The organism is Shewanella mytili (genome assembly GCF_046765975.1).
GTDB lineage: Bacteria > Pseudomonadota > Gammaproteobacteria > Enterobacterales > Shewanellaceae > Shewanella > Shewanella mytili.
Genome location: NZ_JBKOUD010000010.1, coordinates 32,167 through 51,553, shown reverse-complemented (window position 1 = coordinate 51,553; position 19,387 = coordinate 32,167). Strand labels below are relative to the sequence as shown.

22 protein-coding genes are annotated in these 19,387 nt (G+C 52.9%); 17 read left to right on the top strand and 5 right to left on the bottom strand.

Translation table 11 applies throughout. The annotated features are described in order from the left end of the window. Positions 1–157: 157 nt before the first annotated feature. Positions 158–1,216: a DUF2804 family protein gene (locus ACIDEJ_RS10870; RefSeq protein WP_411988096.1), complete on the top strand. Its 1,059-nt coding sequence runs from the start codon at positions 158–160 to the stop codon at positions 1,214–1,216. 76 nt (positions 1,217–1,292) lie between these two features. Here ACIDEJ_RS10870 and ACIDEJ_RS10865 read toward each other — a convergent pair whose 3' ends face one another. The 4 genes from ACIDEJ_RS10865 to ACIDEJ_RS10850 form a co-directional block, all read right to left on the bottom strand. Then, positions 1,293–2,549 (bottom strand): DUF3300 domain-containing protein, encoded by a 1,257-nt coding sequence (locus ACIDEJ_RS10865; protein WP_411988095.1) that lies wholly within the window; start codon positions 2,547–2,549, stop codon positions 1,293–1,295. Between the two features lie 112 nt (positions 2,550–2,661). After that, positions 2,662–4,047: an ATP-binding protein gene (locus ACIDEJ_RS10860; RefSeq protein ID WP_411988094.1), complete on the bottom strand. Its 1,386-nt coding sequence runs from the start codon at positions 4,045–4,047 to the stop codon at positions 2,662–2,664. Continuing rightward, positions 4,044–4,733, bottom strand: a complete 690-nt coding sequence (locus ACIDEJ_RS10855; RefSeq protein WP_411988093.1) for a response regulator transcription factor — start codon at positions 4,731–4,733, stop codon at positions 4,044–4,046. Before ACIDEJ_RS10855 ends, ACIDEJ_RS10860 begins: the two co-directional genes overlap by 4 nt. 13 nt (positions 4,734–4,746) lie before the next feature. Continuing rightward, positions 4,747–5,067 carry a PepSY domain-containing protein gene (locus ACIDEJ_RS10850; RefSeq protein ID WP_411988092.1) on the bottom strand — a complete coding sequence of 107 codons (321 nt, stop codon included), beginning with the start codon at positions 5,065–5,067 and terminating at the stop codon, positions 4,747–4,749. A 167-nt stretch (positions 5,068–5,234) separates the two neighbouring features. On the opposite strand from ACIDEJ_RS10850, the gene ACIDEJ_RS10845 reads away from it, so the two are divergent. The 4 genes from ACIDEJ_RS10845 to ACIDEJ_RS10830 all read left to right on the top strand — a co-directional run bounded on the left by ACIDEJ_RS10845 (position 5,235) and on the right by ACIDEJ_RS10830 (position 7,922). Beyond that, entirely contained in the window at positions 5,235–6,092 is an 858-nt protein-coding gene (locus ACIDEJ_RS10845; RefSeq protein ID WP_411988091.1) for a choice-of-anchor H family protein, read from the top strand. Positions 6,093–6,288: 196 nt separating this feature from the next. Then, positions 6,289–6,528: a hypothetical protein gene (locus tag ACIDEJ_RS10840; protein WP_411988090.1), complete on the top strand. Its 240-nt coding sequence runs from the start codon at positions 6,289–6,291 to the stop codon at positions 6,526–6,528. A gap of 115 nt (positions 6,529–6,643) precedes the next feature. Beyond that, positions 6,644–7,621: a hypothetical protein gene (locus ACIDEJ_RS10835; RefSeq protein WP_411988089.1), complete on the top strand. Its 978-nt coding sequence runs from the start codon at positions 6,644–6,646 to the stop codon at positions 7,619–7,621. 67 nt (positions 7,622–7,688) lie between these two features. Beyond that, the gene (locus ACIDEJ_RS10830) at positions 7,689–7,922 is read left to right on the top strand and encodes a hypothetical protein (protein ID WP_411988088.1); all 234 of its coding nucleotides are present in this window, start codon (positions 7,689–7,691) and stop codon (positions 7,920–7,922) included. Between the two features lie 65 nt (positions 7,923–7,987). Here the strand turns inward: ACIDEJ_RS10830 and ACIDEJ_RS10825 are convergent, their stop codons facing one another. Then, the gene (locus ACIDEJ_RS10825) at positions 7,988–9,121 is read right to left on the bottom strand and encodes a methyltransferase (RefSeq protein ID WP_411988087.1); all 1,134 of its coding nucleotides are present in this window, start codon (positions 9,119–9,121) and stop codon (positions 7,988–7,990) included. Between the two features lie 144 nt (positions 9,122–9,265). Between ACIDEJ_RS10825 and ACIDEJ_RS10820 the strand changes: the two genes are divergently transcribed. From ACIDEJ_RS10820 to bfr (ACIDEJ_RS10765), 12 genes are all read left to right on the top strand, one after another. Then, a complete protein-coding gene (locus ACIDEJ_RS10820; RefSeq protein ID WP_411988086.1) occupies positions 9,266–9,877 on the top strand; it encodes an alpha-ketoglutarate-dependent dioxygenase AlkB family protein in 612 nt (203 codons plus the stop codon). 85 nt (positions 9,878–9,962) lie between these two features. Further along, positions 9,963–10,262 carry a BolA family protein gene (locus ACIDEJ_RS10815; RefSeq protein WP_411988085.1) on the top strand — a complete coding sequence of 100 codons (300 nt, stop codon included), beginning with the start codon at positions 9,963–9,965 and terminating at the stop codon, positions 10,260–10,262. A 79-nt stretch (positions 10,263–10,341) separates the two neighbouring features. Next, positions 10,342–10,851, top strand: a complete 510-nt coding sequence (gene luxS, locus ACIDEJ_RS10810; RefSeq protein ID WP_411988084.1) for an S-ribosylhomocysteine lyase — start codon at positions 10,342–10,344, stop codon at positions 10,849–10,851. 610 nt (positions 10,852–11,461) lie between these two features. Continuing rightward, positions 11,462–12,796, top strand: a complete 1,335-nt coding sequence (locus ACIDEJ_RS10805; protein ID WP_411988083.1) for a Na(+)-translocating NADH-quinone reductase subunit A — start codon at positions 11,462–11,464, stop codon at positions 12,794–12,796. After that, the gene (locus ACIDEJ_RS10800) at positions 12,793–13,992 is read left to right on the top strand and encodes an NADH:ubiquinone reductase (Na(+)-transporting) subunit B (RefSeq protein WP_411988082.1); all 1,200 of its coding nucleotides are present in this window, start codon (positions 12,793–12,795) and stop codon (positions 13,990–13,992) included. Before ACIDEJ_RS10805 ends, ACIDEJ_RS10800 begins: the two co-directional genes overlap by 4 nt. After that, positions 13,985–14,770: a Na(+)-translocating NADH-quinone reductase subunit C gene (locus ACIDEJ_RS10795; RefSeq protein WP_411988081.1), complete on the top strand. Its 786-nt coding sequence runs from the start codon at positions 13,985–13,987 to the stop codon at positions 14,768–14,770. The genes ACIDEJ_RS10800 and ACIDEJ_RS10795 overlap by 8 nt, the downstream gene beginning before the upstream one ends. Further along, positions 14,770–15,402, top strand: a complete 633-nt coding sequence (locus ACIDEJ_RS10790; RefSeq protein ID WP_411988080.1) for an NADH:ubiquinone reductase (Na(+)-transporting) subunit D — start codon at positions 14,770–14,772, stop codon at positions 15,400–15,402. The genes ACIDEJ_RS10795 and ACIDEJ_RS10790 overlap by 1 nt, the downstream gene beginning before the upstream one ends. Before the next feature lie 5 nt (positions 15,403–15,407). Beyond that, entirely contained in the window at positions 15,408–16,016 is a 609-nt protein-coding gene (nqrE, locus tag ACIDEJ_RS10785; protein WP_411988171.1) for an NADH:ubiquinone reductase (Na(+)-transporting) subunit E, read from the top strand. Positions 16,017–16,060: 44 nt separating this feature from the next. Further along, the gene (gene nqrF / locus ACIDEJ_RS10780) at positions 16,061–17,317 is read left to right on the top strand and encodes an NADH:ubiquinone reductase (Na(+)-transporting) subunit F (protein ID WP_411988079.1); all 1,257 of its coding nucleotides are present in this window, start codon (positions 16,061–16,063) and stop codon (positions 17,315–17,317) included. Between the two features lie 231 nt (positions 17,318–17,548). Next, positions 17,549–17,773, top strand: a complete 225-nt coding sequence (gene nqrM / locus ACIDEJ_RS10775) for a (Na+)-NQR maturation NqrM (RefSeq protein WP_411988078.1) — start codon at positions 17,549–17,551, stop codon at positions 17,771–17,773. A 367-nt stretch (positions 17,774–18,140) separates the two neighbouring features. Next, complete coding sequence (bfr, locus tag ACIDEJ_RS10770) at positions 18,141–18,614, top strand: bacterioferritin (RefSeq protein ID WP_411988077.1); 474 nt, start codon at positions 18,141–18,143, stop codon at positions 18,612–18,614. 12 nt (positions 18,615–18,626) lie between these two features. Beyond that, positions 18,627–19,094, top strand: a complete 468-nt coding sequence (bfr, locus tag ACIDEJ_RS10765; protein ID WP_411988076.1) for a bacterioferritin — start codon at positions 18,627–18,629, stop codon at positions 19,092–19,094. Positions 19,095–19,387 lie beyond the last annotated feature (293 nt).

Here is a 19,387-nt window from a genome sequence, read left to right as displayed (position 1 = left end):
TCGATTTTATCTTCATAACAAACATGAATGAGTGACAAGGCAGGCTCACAGCATAACAGATTTCAAGGGGGGCTGTAGCCCGGCTTTATGCCGCGGCTTTTAATGTGGTTAAGGGCAGGTTAGAGTGATGTGAGTGTTAGTCAGATGAGGTGTTTGCATGTGCCCTGAGGACATTGTACCGGTTAAAAATCCTGCTTGCGGGGTCTTCACCCGGGAAGCGCCGCAATCGTTGATCATGGGGGGCATTCCCATGTTCGGCCATTTTGATGGCATGGTTAATACCTTGGGGCTTAAGGACTTTCGCCTGACCAATGAGCGGGATAAACCCTTACCCCGCTGGCAGCAGCAACTGCAATTCAAACAGCAGGAGTTTATCTCGGTGCACAGCCGCCGCTACTTGCTGGGAGTTGGCCTGGGGCAGATGGGGGTGGGCCTCAGTGGTTACTGTTATCTGTTCGATGTGCAAAAAGGCCGCTTGCTGCACCGTGACTGGCAGTGGCCATTCGTCTGGCAAAGGTCGCTGAGCCATTCTCCCTGGCAAGGGCTCAGTGGCAGTAAAGGCATCAGTATCCAGCGTGAACGGGGTCAGTGGCGGCTGATATTGGATTTTTCAGTGCAAGGTGTTGCATTGAAAGCGGATTTAACCCTGCATTCCGGTGCCTTGAGCTTGCCCATGAGCCTGTGTTGCCCCGAAGGCTACAACGGCTGGCGTTATGCCCAGCAGCACAGCGGGCTGACGTTAAGTGGCACGCTGTTTATCAACCATGAGCCGCAGCCGTTATCCCGGGCGTTGGCAGGTTACCTGTTTGAAGCCGGTTATAGCGCCAGGCAAAGCCGTTGGCGCTGGTTGTGCATCAACGGAGAACCCGGTTCACCGTTAGCGCTGAATCTGGCCAGCGGCATCAATGACACCGGCTCTTGCCAGAATGTATTGTGGCAGGCGGGCATGCGCCATCTGTTAACGCCGGTGCACTTTAATGTGGATCACCGCCCCGGCTCGGAGGGGCGCTGGCGCATCTGGTCTGAACGTGAAGAACTGGATTTGTGGTTTACCCCCACCGGCCATTTTCAGCAGCATCAGCGCGGGCTGCAACACCGTTTGCTGCGGCGCCATTACATGGGGGTTTTTGATGGCTGGGTTCGGGATGGCACCGGAAAAATGCAGTCAATCAAACAGCAAGCCGGAATAGCGGAAGACGCATTTGTGACGGGCTAAGCCCAATCCACCATCGCCATGAAAAGGGACGGGCTGGAACCCGGCCCGTCATGGGGTGATGATGGGCGTGATGTCATTACCTTTCCCGTTGCCTTGTAGCGTTATCCCTGGATTTTACTGCCGGTACCTGTCGCCTCTCTGGCGCTTGGCGGCGTTCCACGCGCTCCATTTTCGCGGGTGTTTGTCGCAGCGGCCGATGTTGCATGGCCTGCCCCTTATCCCGTTGAGGGCTCGCGCTGTTGTGTGCTGCCATCGTATTGGGCTTGATGGCCTTCATGGCAGGCTTTGGCTCATATCCCCGAGCGTTTTGTCTGTGTGTTTGCCCCTGGGCATTCAGTGGCGCCCGCGCTTTTGTTTCATGGTTTATCACCCGGCGCTCCTTAAGTGACTGAGCGTGATGCAATTTATGCTGTAATTGCACCTGGCGCCGGATGTCATGGCGGGGGTGGCTGGGGGCATAGCGTTGTTGCACGCTTTGATGACGGTAATGCACTCCCCGGCGGTGCTCCATCTGGTGGCGCCAGCGCTGGCCGCCACTGCTGATACTGCTGCGATAAGGCTCATAACGGTAATGGTTGCGGCGATAATCTACCCATACATTGCGTTCGTGCCAGTGGAAACGGCTGAAAAAAAAGTTGAATGAGATGCGGATGCCGCTGTTGTACCAGTAAAACCGGGTGTGAGGTGCCACCACATAGCCCGGGAAGGGATCCCAGTAAAATGGCGGGTAGCTCTGCCAGCGCCAAGTGCCGTATACAATCCTTGGGTCGTAATAAGGCACCCAAATCACCTGGGGGTCGGCAGGGACAATCACAATGCGGTTGTTTTCCCGTTTGGTCTGGATTTGACGGACATTTTGCAAACTGTCGGCATCCTGGGCCGCTTGCCGCAAGGTCTGGATACTGTCCATCACCCGCCCTTCGTCGGCCACAAAGGCTTCACCCAAATCGGCAGTCCAGTTCAAGTCATCACTCATTTTGTCCAGAATGTTGGGAAAGGCCAGCAAGGCCACCACGCTGGGATCCCAGCCCTGTTTGGCTCCTTCACCAGTTAGCCGGTTATTGCTCCAGCTGGCGTGTTGCTGACGCCAGCGCTGGGCGGCAACCACTTCCAGCGGATAGCTGCTGGCAATCAGTACATGGCTGAGTAAGGTATCGGGGTACAGGGCAATGGGCGCCAGCATTTGGGCCAGTTGCGCGTCGGGATAATATCGGCTTTGACTTTCGTTGCCACTGACCGCCGGCTGGCTAAAGCTGCCCAATGTCAGCAGTAACAATAACCACAGCAACATTTGGGGGGCCAGGCGTTTGGCGTTCGGACTGGGAATATGCATAACTGCCTCCGCTTTCAAGCTGGAAACCGGCAACAATGCATGCCGGCCTTCTGGGTATTGATGTTCAGCTTAAAGAACGCAAGATGAACATCAGCTGAAAGCGCCAGGCACTTTACTGCGCTTGACGATAATGGGGCAGGATAACGCTGAACCGGGCGCCGCCCAGCGTTGGGGAGTCGTCTATCTGCCATTGCCCCTGATAGCTTTGCAGCAAATCCTTTACAATCGCCAGCCCGATACCATGGCCGTGTTCGTAGGTATCTGCCCGTACGCCCCGCTGAAAAATCTGCTGGCGTTGCGCCGTATTTACGCCGGGTCCGTCATCTTCGATTTGCAGCTGCAATTGCTGTTTGTCACTGTTGATGGTGATGCGAACCTGATGCCTAGCGGCCTTGAAGGCGTTGTCCAGCAGATTGCCGAGCAGCTCACTGAAATCGGCATCATCCCCGAAAAACAGCGCGTTATTAGTCATGTCAGCGGTGACGCTTAATGATTTATGCTGGTAAATCTTGTTGAGGGTGCGCAGCAGTTTGCTGGCAATGGGCTGCACGTTAATGCCTTGATGCCAGGCACTGTTGCCGGATGCCTGCGCCCGTTTCAACTGGCGGCTGATATGGGTGTTAATGTTGCTGATGGGCTCTTGTGCTTCCGGCGGGAGTTTTTTTATGCTGCTTAATACCGCCAGCGGCGTTTTCAGGCTGTGGGCCAAATCCGCCAGCGCGTTGCGGTAGCGCTGGCGCTGTTGCAGTTCATTGCTTATCAGCGTGTTGAGCTGTTGGGCCACTTGTTGCAACTCTGCCGGGTAGGCATCGCCAAGATGCTGTTGCCGTCCTTGTTGCACCGCTTGTAACTCTCGGCGAAAACGCGCCAGTGGCTTGAGTGTCCACCATAACCAGCCGCCCTGAATTAACAGCAAGACCAGCAGTAACAACGCCAGCCATTGCCACAATTGCTGGCGAAACTCCTGTTGGGTGGCTTCAAAGCTGTCGGTGCTTTTCAACACGTAAACACAAAAAGGCAAATCCTGCCCGCCGGGTGAGGCCGGGGCAAAACTGGCGCGAAAGCTGTAAATGAAATGGGGTGCACCATTAAAGGTGATTTGGCTGAACAGGCTTTCTCCCGGCGCGGGTGCCGGCAGCTGTTGGGGCAAGGCTAAGCCGATAAACGACTGGGAGTGCCATAACAGTTCACGTTGATGGGCATCGGTGATAAGGGCATAGCGGCCGGATTGATCCACATTGAACTGCTCATCCTGTAAATGCTGGGGCAGGGTGAGCGAGCCCTGTTCTACTTCGGCCAATGCCAGAATGCCGTATAACGTGGCGCTGAGCTCATCCCTGACGGCCGTGGTCAGTTGTACCCGAAAGGCGTCTGCCAGCGTCACGCCGATTAACGGCAGCAGTACCAGGTTGAGCAGCACCGCACTGGCTATCAGCCGTGCCTTGAGGGAGCTCGTGAGCCACTGCCAGTGCTGGGGGGCGGTTTGCTTGCCGCTCATGGGGTATTCCCGTGGCTGACGTCATTCATCCGGTATCCCTGGCCGCGCAGGGTTTCTATCAGCCCCAGGCGGTTATCCGGGTCAAGCTTGCGGCGCAAGCGGCGAATGAAAACCTCAATCACGTTGGAGTCCAGATCAAAGTCCTGATCATAGAGATGTTCAATCAGGATGGATTTGGACTGTACCGCCCCCTGGTGCAGCATCAGGTATTCCAGCAGGCGGTATTCCGAGGCGCTCAGGTTGATGAGCTGTTTGTGCATGCGCACTTCGGCGGCACTGGTGTTGATGCTTAGCGGCCCATTGCTGAGAATGGGGCTGGCTTTGCCTGCCGAACGGCGGATAAGGGCGTTAATCCGCGCTTGCAACTCCTGGGGATGAAACGGCTTGGTCAGGTAATCATCCGCTCCCGCATCCAGCCCTTCCACTTTGTCCTGCCAGCTGTCCCGGGCGGTTAAAATCAGCACCGGATAGTCAAGCTGTTGCTGCCGCATGGCTTCAATGAGGGCAATGCCATTGAGCTTGGGCAGGCCCACATCAATAATGGCCGCGTCATAGGGGTATTCCCTGGCCAAAAACAGCCCCTCTTCACCATCGGCGGCGCAGTCCACCCCAAAATTGGCGTCTTCCAGATGTTGCTTTAGGTTGTCTTGCAGTGATATGTCGTCTTCAACCAGCAGTAAACGCATGGGATGTCTCCGGTCAGTTTGCCGTGCGGCCGTTTACCGCGTTCACTGAAACGTAAATAATGCGGCCATTGTCGGTCAGCAGTTTTACCCGGTAACCGGGAGCCCCTGCCACACTGGCGGATTTCACTGCCAGCACTTTGCCGCCATAACGGCTTTTAACGATTTGCGCAGCATGATTATTACTGCGCACCATCAGGGTTTGCGGCTTGCCCTGTTGGGTATGGTGAGGCTGTTTGGCCTGTAGCAGGAAGCTGGATAACGATAAGCTCAGCAGCAGAAACACACTGCATAAACGCAGCGTTCTGAGCGGGTGGTGATGTGGCTTGCAACTCATGCTGGAGTCCTGTGTAACGGGATAAGCCCAGTGTAAAAGATCCTGCGTGGCGTGAAAACCTAACGGCATTCATCCTTGTGGTGGTGGGGTATCAAAATTATCCCCGGTTAAGATGAACAGACGCTGAAGGTTTTCATTCATCTTGTGTTCATGGAGCGCTCGCTTTAATGGCAACAAGACTTGTGCCAGAAGAGGCGATGCAGATGTATAACACTACCATGTATAAACTCATCCCGGTTAAGCTGTGCCGGATTATTCCCTTGGCGTTGCTGCTGTTATGGAGCGGCGTCGGGTACGGTGCCACCAGCAAGTCGGTGGAAGCCCCCTTGACCCGCAATGCCGATGAAACGCAGTTGCGGCAAGCCGCTGCAAAACAATTGCAGCAGGGAGGGCGGGTGCAGAACCTGCTCAAAACCCGCGAGCAGGTGATAGCGGAAAAAACCGCTGCCAACAGCCCTGATGGGATGATTAAACCCTCCCTGCGGATTGCCTCCCCCACGGCTCACAGTTATTACCATCAGTTCAGTTTTTACGATGTGACCACGTATCTTTTGGATGACAACAATTACGACGGTTTTTATCACAGTTTTTCGGTGAATATTGATGCCGATGTCTATGGTGCCAGTGCCGCTGCCAGCGTGCCTGTTTATGCGGAATTATACCTGAGCCGTAATGGTGGCGACTGGATGCATTTTTATTCCACGGAGGTGTTTTACCTGCAGGGAAACAGCACTTACGACAGCTATCAGGTGAGTACCGCCCTGCAAAGCGGCTATCCCACCGATCATTACGATGTGCTTATCGATCTGTATGAGGTGGGCTACAACGATATTGTGGCAACCGTCAGCAGTGATGAACTCAACAGCCTGTATGCCTTGCCGCTGCAAAGTCAGGACCGGGACGGCTATGACACTGATGGCGCCGCCATCACCGTAAGTGGCGGCAGCGTGTCGGTATTGGCACTGGCAGGCTTGCTGTTATTGGCTTGGCGTCGGGGCAAGTCCGGTGCGGGTGCAAAGTGGTGATGAGTTATGAGTTATGAGTTATGAGTGATGATGAGTGGGCGCCGCAGCGCCATGGTTGCAGCTCAGTTGCGGCGCATGATGAAACCGGCGCGCCTTTCCCCTGAAAGGGCGCCGCATCTGCCAGCGCCATGAACCGGAACTAGAACCAGAACCATGAAACAAGTGCATAGCGCTAAACGCCATGCGGCCGCAAGGGATGAATGAAAGTGGGGGTTGGCTACCGTTTTTTTGTGTGCTTGCCAAAAATCACCTGATTGATACCATCCATTATCTTGATTTTTCATCTATCCATCAGATTATTATTGATATTTTTCCATTTTTACTTTTCTTGAAAGGCCTGCACAAGTACACTTGGCAGCGCTGTTTTGCAGTCATTTATAACCATTTTCTGCCTTTTGATGCGGATGCTGTCTTAACGGATGATTTTCAGCTGTAAATGCCAATAAAACCGCTACTGAACATACTTGTCGCTCTGGGCGCACTGGGCATTGTGGCGGTGGCACTACTGGTGACCGGCAGGCGCAACACTATCAAGGCAAAGGGGATTTTACGTGTTTAAAACAATTGAAGAAGATGAGCGGAACCCTTTGATTCACGGTATTGCTATCATCTTCGCAGTGATCTGGTTAGTCGTCATCATTAAGGGCGGTTATCTGTTTTTTACCGAGGAGGCGCTGGCGCGGCCACTTTTCACGTTTACCAATCCGGCCTGGGCGCTCTTTTTACTGCCGCTGATCTTAATGGGGTTAAATGTTTACCCCTTGCTGATCTGCTTCACCCTGTTTGCCTTGCCCATATTGGCATCAGCCACTTTTTCGATGATTTATTGGCCAATGAGTCACTTTGTGCTGGGGGCGGACATGCTGCCATTCGGGGACATGACCCGTTGGTTTGTAACCCTGGCCTATGGGCCTTTGGCAGAGCAGATGAACTATTTTGCCGTAGGGAACCAGCTGTCGAGCATGGGAGCTTACAAATATTTCGTGCCGTTGTTAATGGCCTTCGGCGCTTTGGGGGTGATGGCCATTTTGCCCACGGCTCACCATGCGTTGGCGCAATCCCTTGCCGAGCGACGAGAACTGGAGTTGGACATTCCATCCCCGCTCCCGGTAATGCTTGAGTATTTGCTGCGTTTTATCGGGCTAGGGCTCTTTTATAACGTTATTTACCCCCTGTTTACTTTTGCCGGTAGCTTGCCTGCCGGGCTCAATTATCTGGCCATATGGAGCTTGCTGTTAATGCCCATCATGGGCATGGGGCTGGCATCACTTAACTGGTCTCGCCCGCGGCAGGAAAAACTGGCTACCGGTGTGGTGATCTATTTTTGTGTGGCGCTGGTGGTGCTGTTGTTGGCCTATGTGGGCATTAACCGGGCGGCATTGCTGCAGCAGTTTACCGGCATGTTGGCGGGTAAGTGGCATTTGGGCTGGAACTTGATGTTTTTGCTAAGTGGCTTGTTTGCTGTGTTCATGGGGCTGAGCGTCCTGCGTCAGGGGGCGGGCGCCTCTGCCGACATCAGTGATGACTAAGGATTCATGCCTTGGGTGACAACTGGCGTACAGCCGGATAGGCAGATGGATAAAAAAGGGGGGGGTGATGAGTGTGATAACATCGTGGGTCGTGAACACGGGCCAGCGCATTTGCAACAGGCTTTGTCCCGCCCTTGCGGCCAACCGCGCATTGGTGTGGCTGGTGGGCGTGATGTGTTGGGCGCTAGTGATTGGGGTTACCTGGTTTGGCCTGCAGTATGCGGCAACGTTTCTGGCGGTGGATGAATGTCTGGATGCGGGTGGCCGTTTTGATTATCAGATGCAGCAGTGCGATTTTTAAGCGGGTGCCATCCGCGCTTCCTTGCCGGCCAGGCGATGAGAGAAGCGCGGATGGCAACGCTGGCATCAAGCCTTACGTGCCTGCAAAATCACGAATTTCTGGTTGCTGGCCACCGTTTGGCAGTTGCCAAACAGGCGCTTGAGCTTGACGTGATAGCCCAAATGGCGGTTGCCCACCACCTGCAGCAGTCCGCCGCGCCGTAGCCGCTGACGGGCATCACTGAACATCTGCCAGGCGATATGATCCGTAATGGCTTCTCCCTGATGAAACGGCGGATTGCATAAAATGAGATCTGCACTCACGTCAGGTGGCAGATGGGTCAGGCAGTCATCCCAATAAAAATGTCCCTGTGCTGCCACCAGGCCATTTTGCTGCCAGTTTTGCCGGGCGGAGGCTACCGCCTGGGCCGAATCATCCACAAAATGCACATGAGCCTTGGGATACAGTTGCCCGGCCCTCAATCCCAAAATGCCATTGCCGCAGCCAAGGTCAATCACCTGCTGAAACTGCCCCACAGGCAGATGCTGCAACATCAAGCGGGCACCGATATCCAGTTTGTTGGCGGCAAACACGTTACTCAGATTGCGCAGTTGCAGCGCGTATTCCGCTACCGGCCATTGTTGTGGTTTGGGCTCAGTACGGGGCTTGCCGTCGGCAACGGCGGTGATCACCCGGGTGTTCTTCCAGGCAAGGCTGGCAGTGGCCGGGCCAAAATGGCGCCCTATCAGTTGCAGCAGCGACTGATTAATCACCTTGGCCTTGGCCCCAATCCATATCTGGCTGCCTTTGGGCAACTCCCGGGCAAGCCGTGTTAGCTGCCAGGCAAAATAGTTAAGGTTTTTCGGCAGCTTCATCAGGGTTAGCTGCGTGGGCATGAGCGGGGCGGCAGGTTGCTGCAGCCAATGAACGTCATGCGCTGACAAGCGATTTTGCAGCAGATTTTGTTGGGCGCCATAACGGGCGGTGGCCGCATCCGATACCCACTGACAGGGTAACTCGGGGTGTCTGGCCTTGATGCCGCAAAGCAGTGCGCCAAAACTGTCATTAAGCAGCATCATTGCAGCGGGAAGCGGTTGTTCACCGAGCTTTTGCAACAGATGTTCATCAGCGGCATCCCAAGCTTGCAGATTGTTGTGTTGTTGGGCCGGAAAACGCTGCAGTGTCAGTAACTGGTCGGCAACGGCAAACTGAGTCATCATAACGGGATAGGGGCTTGAAAATTTTGTGGCGAATTATCGCAAAAGCCTGCGCCAATAGCGACACTCATCCACTGCGGGGCTTTTATATTTGCCAATATCGAACGGATGGCAAGATAAAACCGCACCATAAGGGACAATCAGCGAATGCACGGTTTTGACAACGGTTTGCACGGTACCCCCTTTGACAGTCCGCCCATGCTGTTGGTGAGGGATTACCTCAACAAGGCGCAGCAACAGGCGTTATGGCATGAGGCCCGGCACTATCCGCTGCGGCAACCGCAAGTAACGGTTTTTGGTCAATCCCATCCCATTCCCCGGCGTCAGGTCTGGTTTGCTGATGATGGCTGCGATTATCTTTATTCGGGATTATTGGTCCGGGCCCAGCCTTGGCCCAAATATGTTGCGCGATTGCGGCAAAAATTGTGGCGGGACTGGCAATTTAGCAGCAATGGGGTGTTGGTTAACCATTATGCCAACGGCCAGGAATGCATGGGCTGGCACAGCGACAATGAAGCGGAAATCCAGCCCTGCAGCGACATTGCCTCCATCACCTTGGGCGCCGCGCGGGATTTTGTCATCCGGCATCGGCGCACGGGGGAGAAACTCACGCTGTTATTGGCGTCTGGCGATTTGCTGTTGATGCGCTGGCCCATGCAACAGCATTGGCAGCACGCCTTGCCCAAACGCCTTAAGGTGAAATCTCCCCGGGTGAATTTTACTTTTCGCCTGCTACAGCCCGGGTTTCATTCCCATTAAAACCGCCATGCCCTGTGGCGGCGATTGATCTTTGGTGGCTGAGCAAGTAACCTGCCGCCAGTTTACACCCGTCGGGGAAAGAGTCATGTCAGTTGCTGAAACCATCCAACAGAAATTACAGGCCGCATTGCTACCGGAGCATCTCGAGGTTGTCAATGAAAGCCATAACCACCACGTGCCACCCAACTCAGAAACCCATTTCAAAGTGGTCATTGTCAGCCAGGCCTTTGACGGCCAACGGCTATTGGCCCGCCATCGTCAGGTGAATGAAGCCCTGGCCCATGAACTGGCGAATGGCGTTCATGCCTTGTCCATGCACACCTATACGCCCCAAGAGTGGCAGGCACAGGTAGCCGTGCCGGATTCACCCAAGTGCCGGGGTTAACCATTAGCGTATGGCTAGCGCATGACAGTTGCCTTGGCACTGTTAACGATTGCTCAATGTATTGATTAGGGAGGCAGTTATGCCATTGTTAGACAGTTTTACCGTGGATCACACCCGCATGGAGGCGCCTGCCGTACGGGTGGCCAAACAGATGAGCACCCCAAAAGGGGATGACATCACCGTATTCGATTTGCGCTTTTGTGTGCCCAACAAAGCCATTTTGAGCGAACGGGGCATCCACACGCTGGAGCACCTGTTTGCCGGTTTCATGCGGGATCACCTCAACGGAAACGGCGTGGAGATTATTGACATTTCTCCCATGGGTTGTCGTACCGGTTTTTACATGAGCCTGATTGGCACTCCGGATGAGCAACTTGTAGCCAATGCCTGGCTGGCAGCCATGCAGGATGTGCTGCAGGTAAAAAGCCAGGACGACATTCCGGAGCTGAACCGGTATCAGTGCGGTACCTTTACCATGCACTCACTGGATGAGGCGCAGCAGATTGCACAAGCGGTTATCACCTCCGGTATTCGGGTGAATCACAATGATGAGCTGAAACTCGGCGATGACATTCTGAAAACCCTTTAAGTGTTGTTCCGTGCCCGGTAAACACTGAAGTTTTTTGCATCGCTCCTGTGGCAGCGAACGGCATAAAGCGTGGCTTTATGCCGTTTTTTATTGTCATTTTGGATGGCTGCGTGCGAAATCGCGGCATAACTGACTAAAGTGGAATGGTAATACCAATGACATTACGGTGTACTGGACGGGTTGTTCAGGGATGATGCCGGCAGGAAAAACCGCGGGGATGAACCACGTAAACATGCTTGCTGGTGGAAAAGTGTGATCTGCTGCAAGTTTATTTTTTGTCTTGACCGGTATCACAAAAAAATTCTTTTTTTTAGAAAAATATGATTTATCAACACCACTGCAGTGGGCCTTTTGGGCTTGTTGTTGATAAAAAGATACAAATTTGTTGTTTAATTTAGCTTTTTAGGAATTTCAGAGACCACAAAAATACTACAATTTTCGTGGCTATGGCGTTTCAATTGGGGTAGAATGCCCGCCGAACAACGTGATTGCGATCGCATTTCTGAGATAAATCTGCGCTAACTCAATGCTTGGCATATTTGTTGTGTGATGCCCTGGATTGGCAGGAACGCGGCGCATTGTCTTTCCTTCAACCGTAGTGCATGTGGATATGATTACAATCAAGAAAGGATTGGACTTACCTCTTGCAGGTAAACCAAAGCAAGTTATCCATGATGGCCCAGCCATTAAACACGTTGCTACATTGGGTGAAGAGTATATTGGCTTACGTCCAACGATGAAGATCAAGGTGGGCGATAAAGTAGCGAAAGGCCAGGTTCTGTTTGAAGACAAAAAGAACCCCGGCGTCAAATATACCGCTTTTGCCAGTGGCACTGTTGCAGACATCAACCGCGGCGCCAGACGCGTTTTGCAGTCGGTCGTGATCGAAGTGGAAGGGAACGAATCCGTCTCTTTTGCCAAGTACGACGCCGCCGCTATCGACTCCCTTGATGCCGGAAAAGTCCGGGAAAACCTGATTGAGTCAGGTTTGTGGACGGCATTTCGCACCCGGCCTTTCAGTAAGGTTCCCGCAGTAGACACTACTGCTGCCGCCATTTTTGTTACCGCCATCGATACCCAGCCTTTGGCTGCGGATCCCCAGGTCATTATTGCCGAACATAAAGACGCGTTTGCCACAGGCCTGAAACTGCTGTCCAAGCTCGCCGGCAAGGTGTTTTTGTGCAAAGCGCCTGGGGCGGATATGCCGGCGGCCAATGCCCAAGTGGAAGAGTTTGCCGGCCCGCATCCTGCGGGGCTGCCAGGCACCCATATCCATTTCCTGATGCCGGCATCGTCCAAGCGCACGGTTTGGCACATTGGCTATCAGGACGTGATTGCCATGGGGCAACTGTTTACCACCGGTGAGCTTTATTGCCAGCGGGTGGTGGCGGTTGGCGGCCCTAAAGCCAAATCACCACGCCTTATCCGTACTGTCTTGGGGGCAAGTACCGATGAGCTGTTGGCCAATGAAAAGGCGGATGGTCAGGTACGGGTCATTTCCGGCTCGGTCCTGAACGGCGAAACCGCCGTAGGGCCTCATGCCTATTTGGGGCGCTATTCATTACAGCTCTCTCTGGTAGAAGAGGGAACCGAGAAAGAATTTTTCGGTTGGGTCATGCCCGGCAGCAACAAGTTCTCCATTACCCGGGCATTCCTGGGGCACCTGACGCCTTCCAGGCTGTTCAACATGACCACCAGTACCGGCGGCTCCGAGCGGGCCATGGTGCCGATTGGCAATTATGAACGGGTGATGCCTCTGGATATTCTGCCTACCATGCTGTTGCGGGACCTGGTGTCTGGCGATAGCGATGGTGCCATGGCACTGGGTGCGCTGGAGCTGGATGAAGAAGATCTGGCGCTCTGCACTTTTGTTTGCCCCGGTAAGTATGACTATGGCTCCTATCTGCGTGATTGCCTGGAGACCATTGAGAGGGAAGGCATATGAGCTTGAAAGATTTTCTCGAGCGTATTGAACCGCAGTTTGAAAAAGGCGGTAAATACGAAAAATGGTATGCCCTTTACGAAGCGGCAGCGACCATTTTTTACACGCCAGGCAAGGTGAACAAGGGCCGGACCCATGTGCGCGACAACCTGGATCTGAAACGCATGATGATCACCGTGTGGGCCTGTACGTTCCCCGCCATGTTTGTGGGCATGTACAACATCGGCTTGCAGGCGCAGTTGGCGCTGATTGCCGGACACGGCACGCCGGACGTCTGGCAGGTGGGCTTGTTCCAGTTATTTGGCGCTGAGTTAACCACCAGTGCCGGCTGGAGTACCCTGATGTGGTACGGCGCCTGTTTCTTCCTGCCCATCTATGCGGTGACGTTTGCCGTGGGGGGAATTTGGGAAGTGCTGTTTGCCTCCGTGCGCGGGCATGAAGTGAACGAAGGCTTCTTTGTGACGTCCATTTTATTCGCGCTGATTTTGCCACCTACCATTCCGTTATGGATGGTTGCCCTGGGGATTACCTTTGGCGTGGTTGTGGCAAAAGAGGTGTTTGGCGGTACCGGGCGCAACTTCCTTAACCCGGCACTGGCTGGACGGGCATTTTTGTTCTTCGCTTACCCGCTGAACATGTCCGGTGACACCAACTGGGTGATTGCCGACGGTTACTCTGGCGCCACTGCCTTGAGCCAGGCGGCTGCCGGCAAGCTGGAATACGCTTTTGATCAGAGTTGGTGGGATGCGTTCTTCGGATTTATTCCCGGCTCTACCGGTGAAGTCTCCACTCTGGCGATTTTAATCGGCGGTTTGGTGATCATTTATACCCGTATTGCCTCTTGGCGCATTGTGGCCGGGGTACTGGTGGGGATGATTGGAGTCTCGTCACTGCTGAACATGCTGGGGTCAGACACCAACCCGATGTTTGCCATGCCTTGGTACTGGCATCTGGTCTTGGGCGGTTTCGCGTTCGGCATGATGTTCATGGCCACCGATCCGGTATCGGCTTCTTTCACCAATAAAGCCAAATGGTCTTATGGCATTCTCATTGGCGCCATGGCGGTGTTCATCCGGGTCATTAACCCTGCCTTCCCTGAAGGGATGATGCTGGCCATTCTGTTTGCCAACCTGTTTGCACCCTTGTTTGACCATTTTGTGGTACAGGCAAATATCAAGCGGAGGATTGCTCGTGGCTAAGAATAAAGATTCATTTGCCAGGACTTTGTCCATAGTTGTCGGCTTGTGTCTGGTCTGCTCTATTTGCGTGTCCACCGCTGCCGTATTGCTCAAGCCTACCCAGCAGGAAAACAAGCTGTTGGATAAGCAGAAATACATTCTTGAGGCGGCCGGGTTGATTGACCCAAGCGCGCAGCTCAACAAGAAAGACATTCTCAACACCTATAAAAAGTATGTGGCTGCCAAGGTGATTGACCTGAAAACCGGCGCTGTAGTGCCGGAGATTGACGGCGATACCTATGACCAGAAAAAAGCCGCCCGTGACACGGGTACCTCATTTGTTCCCGAACATGATGTGGCGTCGGTAAAACGCGTGGCCAAAAATGCCGTGGTATATCTGGTGCGTGATGATGCCGGAGCCCTTACCAGCGTCATTCTGCCCGTACATGGCTATGGCCTGTGGTCCACCATGTATGCGTTTTTGGCGGTAGAGCCGGATATGAACACCGTGCAGAACCTGGTGTATTACGACCAGGGGGAAACCCCAGGGCTCGGTGGTGAGGTGCAGAATCCGAAATGGAAAGTGAAGTGGAACGGCAAAAAGCTGTTTGACGAACAGGGTAACATTGCAATTCAGGTAACCAAAAACCCTGCCGTAGCGGCCTCTGATTACGGTGTGGATGCGCTGTCAGGTGCCACACTGACCAGTAATGGGGTGCAGCACACCCTGGTGTTCTGGTTGGGTAACGAGGGTTTTGCCCACTTCATTGAAAACGCCCGCAATGGAGGATTGAACTAATGGCTGATACCAAAGAGCTGAGACAGGTTCTTACCGGACCTATCCTCAATAACAACCCGATTGCACTGCAAGTGCTGGGGGTCTGTAGTGCGCTGGCGGTCACCAGCAAGCTGGAAACCGCTGTGGTGATGGCCATTGCGCTTACTGCCGTAACCGCGTTTTCCAACCTGTTCATCTCGTTGATCCGCAATCACATTCCCAGCAGCGTGCGCATTATCGTACAGATGACCATTATCGCCTCCTTGGTAATTGTGGTGGACCAGTTACTGCAGGCTTATGCCTATAACGTGTCCAAGCAGTTGTCAGTGTTTGTGGGATTGATTATTACCAACTGTATCGTGATGGGACGCGCCGAAGCCTATGCCATGAAGTCACCGCCACTGATGAGTTTCATGGATGGTATCGGTAACGGTTTGGGCTACGGGCTGGTGCTGTTAACCGTGGGCTTCTTCCGTGAGTTGCTCGGCAACGGTTCCCTGTTTGGTGTTCAGATCCTGGAGAAAATCTCCGATGGCGGCTGGTATCAGCCTAACGGCTTGCTGCTGCTGCCCCCAAGCGCCTTCTTCCTCATTGGTTTGCTGATTTGGGTGATCCGTACTTACAAACCCGAACAGGTTGAAGCGAAAGGATAAGCATGATGGAACACTATCTGAGTTTATTGATCCGTTCGATTTTTATCGAAAACATGGCACTGTCCTTCTTCTTGGGGATGTGTACTTTCCTGGCGGTTTCCAAAAAAGTGAAAACCGCCATGGGGCTGGGGATTGCAGTGGTGGTGGTCATGACCATCTCTGTGCCCGTGAACCAGATCATTTATCAGGGCTTGCTGGCGCCGGGTGCACTGGCGTGGGCAGGGTTCCCGGATGCTGATCTGAGCTTCCTGAAATTTATCACCTTCATCGGGGTCATTGCGGCGCTGGTACAAATCCTGGAAATGACACTGGATAAGTATTTCCCGCCACTGTACAACGCATTGGGGATTTTCCTGCCGTTGATCACCGTAAACTGTGCCATCTTCGGGGCGGTTTCCTTTATGGTGGAGCGTGATTACACCTTGGGTGAAAGTGCTGTATTTGGTTTCGGTTCAGGTATGGGCTGGGCACTGGCCATTGTCTTGATGGCGGGTATCCGTGAGAAACTCAAATATGCGGATGTGCCAGCGGGTTTGCGCGGCTTGGGGATCACCTTCCTGACTGCCGGCCTGATGGCTTTGGGTTTCATGTCGTTCTCTGGGGTGTCGCTGTGATGCGACCAGTGGCTTCCTGAATCGGACCTTCTAAGGATAAGTGAATGGATATTCTTGGTATTTTTAAGTCCACTCCACTGGAGGTTTACCTCGGTGTGAGTATGTTCACCGCCATTGTACTGGTGTTGGTGTTGGTGATTTTGTTTGCCAAATCCAAACTGGTATCCAGCGGTGATATCACAATTGCAATTAATGGCGACCCGGACAAAGCCATTAAAACCCCGGCTGGCGGCAAACTGCTGGGAGCACTGGCAGATAACGGCATTTTCGTCTCGTCTGCCTGTGGTGGCGGTGGCTCCTGCGGTCAGTGCCGGGTCAAAGTAACATCGGGTGGCGGCGACATTTTGCCCACTGAGCTGAACCATATCAGCAAGGGTGAAGCACGTGAAGGTTGCCGTTTGTCTTGTCAGGTGAATGTAAAATCTGACATGGAAATCGAACTGGACGAATCCATTTTTGGTATCAAAAAATGGGAATGCACCGTGGTTTCCAACAACAACAAGGCCACCTTCATCAAGGAGCTCAAGCTGGCCATTCCCGATGGCGAGTCAGTGCCATTCCGGGCGGGGGGTTATATTCAGATTGAAGCCCCGGCACATCATGTGTACTACAAGGATTTTGATATTCCTGAAAAGTACCGCAAGGACTGGGAACACTTTGGTTTCTTCAATCTGGACTCAAAGGTGGACGAGCCGGTGATCCGCGCTTACTCCATGGCAAACTATCCGGAAGAGTTTGGCATCGTGATGCTGAACGTGCGTATTGCCACACCGCCGCCACGTAACCTGAGCCTGCCATGCGGTAAGATGTCTTCCTATATCTGGAGCCTGAAACCCGGCGATAAAGTGACGATTTCCGGTCCCTTTGGTGAGTTCTTTGCCAAAGACACTGATGCAGAAATGGTCTTCATCGGTGGCGGTGCAGGCATGGCTCCTATGAGATCCCATATCTTTGATCAGCTCAAGCGCCTGAAAACCAAGCGCAAGATGAGCTTCTGGTATGGTGCCCGTTCGAAGCGTGAAATGTTTTACGTGGAAGACTTTGACATGCTGGCTAAAGAAAACGACAACTTTAACTGGTATGTGGCCCTGTCGGATCCCCAGCCTGAAGATGACTGGGACGGCTACACCGGCTTCATTCATAACGTATTGTATGAAAACTATCTGAAGCACCACGAGGCACCGGAAGACTGTGAGTTCTACATGTGTGGCCCGCCAGTGATGAACGCTGCCGTTATCGCCATGTTGAAAGACCTTGGCGTAGAGGATGAAAACATCCTGCTGGATGATTTCGGCGGCTAAGCCACAAAGCCCCGGCGCGGCATTGGCAGTGCCGGGGCTTTAGCGTTATTGGTGTTAAAGCGCGCCCTTTTGCCGGGCAACATCCTTACCATGACCATTGATGATAGGCCTTCCATAGGACGTTGTTTTCCAAAGGGCACATTGCAGTAACCGCTTTACGTTGGTGTGAGTGAGTGTTTTACTTACCATGCTAAACGCAAAAAGGTGACTTAAAACAAAAGGAACGATGAGATGAGTACATTCATAGCCGCTTTTCTGTTTCTGTTGGTGTTTTTCCTGTTGATGTCTGTCGGCTATCTGATTAAGCGCAAAGCCGTTCAGGGCAGTTGTGGCGGATTGGGGGCACTGGGCATTGAAAAAGCCTGTGATTGTGATGAACCCTGCGATCGGCGCAAAGCCAGAGAAGCAAAAGAAGCGGCGCGGCAGGAACGCCTGGCCCAGCACCGCATCATTTAACATTATCACTTCCCACATGCGCAGCATATCCGTAGCCGCATAAGGCTATGTCACTGGTGATTGTATGGCTTTTGCAAGAGCACACAATGACCGCATGCACGTGCTGCGCATCAATAACCTCAATACTCGCGCTTGGTATGCCAAAAAGCCCATGGTGGAAGCCGTGCCTGGCTATTGTTGATGTGCTTTCCCCCCCCCAGTGGCGGTATCGGGCTATCCTACGCCATTTCATCTTTATCCCATAAGTAATAATAAGAATGCTTATCTTTATTAACCTTATGAAATAAAAGCATAATTTGCTATTTCCTAACGCAACGGTTAGGCTTGTGTATTGATATAGATCAAACCTTACACAAGGAACTGCGTTATGAAAGGCCAACCCAATGTTGTTTCAGCGCTCAACAAGGTGCTGACCTGCGAGCTTACCGCCATCAATCAATATTTCCTGCATGCCAGAATGTTTAAAAACTGGGGACTGGAAGGACTCAATCAGCGCAGCTACAAAAAATCCATCCAGGACATGAAACATGCCGACAAATTGATTGAACGGGTACTGTTTCTGGAAGGCTTGCCCAACCTGCAACAGCTGGAAAAATTGCAAATAGGTGAACACAGCGAAGAGATGCTGATCTGTGACAAACGCATGCTGGAAGCCCAATTACAGCTGTTACGGACGTCGGTGGCATTGTGTGAAGCTGAACAGGATTACGTTAGCCGGGATCTTCTGGAAGACTTGCTGGAAGATGAAGAGGAACACCTGGATTGGCTGGAAGCCCAGTTTGAACTTATCCGTCTCACCGGAATTCAGAACTATCTGCAATCTCAACTGAATGAAGAATAAGAGGTTTATGTCATGAAAGGACATCCGCAAATTATTGAAATGCTCAACAAGCAGCTTACAGGGGAGCTCTCCTCCATGGATCAGTATTTCGTGCATGCCCACATGTACGAAGACTGGGGGCTTAATGAACTGTATGAGCGCATTAATCATGAATCTCTGGATGAACGCGGCCATGCGGCCAAACTCATTGCCCGCATCTTGTTTCTTGAAGGCAAGCCTGATGTGGCAAGTCGTGAGCCGTTAACCATCGGGGCCGATGTTGCCCAGATGCTGCATAACGATTTGCAGTATGAGTACAAAGTGGCAGATTCACTGCGCAAGGGCATTGCCCTGTGTGAGCAGCTTAATGATTACCCCACCCGGGAACTGCTTGAAGAGTTGCTGGTAGATACGGAAGACGATCACATGTACTGGCTGGAAAAACAGCTGGGGCTGATAAAGCAGATAGGGTTGGCAAATTACCTGCAGTCCAAAATGTAAGTTGGCTATCCATCTTGCATCCATGCCCGCATTGTTGCGGGCATTGTTGTTTGGCATCCAGCTTGGCACTGCTGTTTGCATGGTGCAGCGCCATGGGGCACCACTCTCGCATAACATCTGTATTGAGATTAAGGCAAACTGTCATGCTTCCTGAAGCCGGAGCATTTGGCATAAGGCTTTAGCTTGTATTAACCCTTAACAATGCCCAGAAAACCGCTTTTATGTTATTTCCCTACCAAACTGAAGGTTTTGCTACTTTATTTCCTTTGAATATTCCCGTGTGCCGTTAAGCA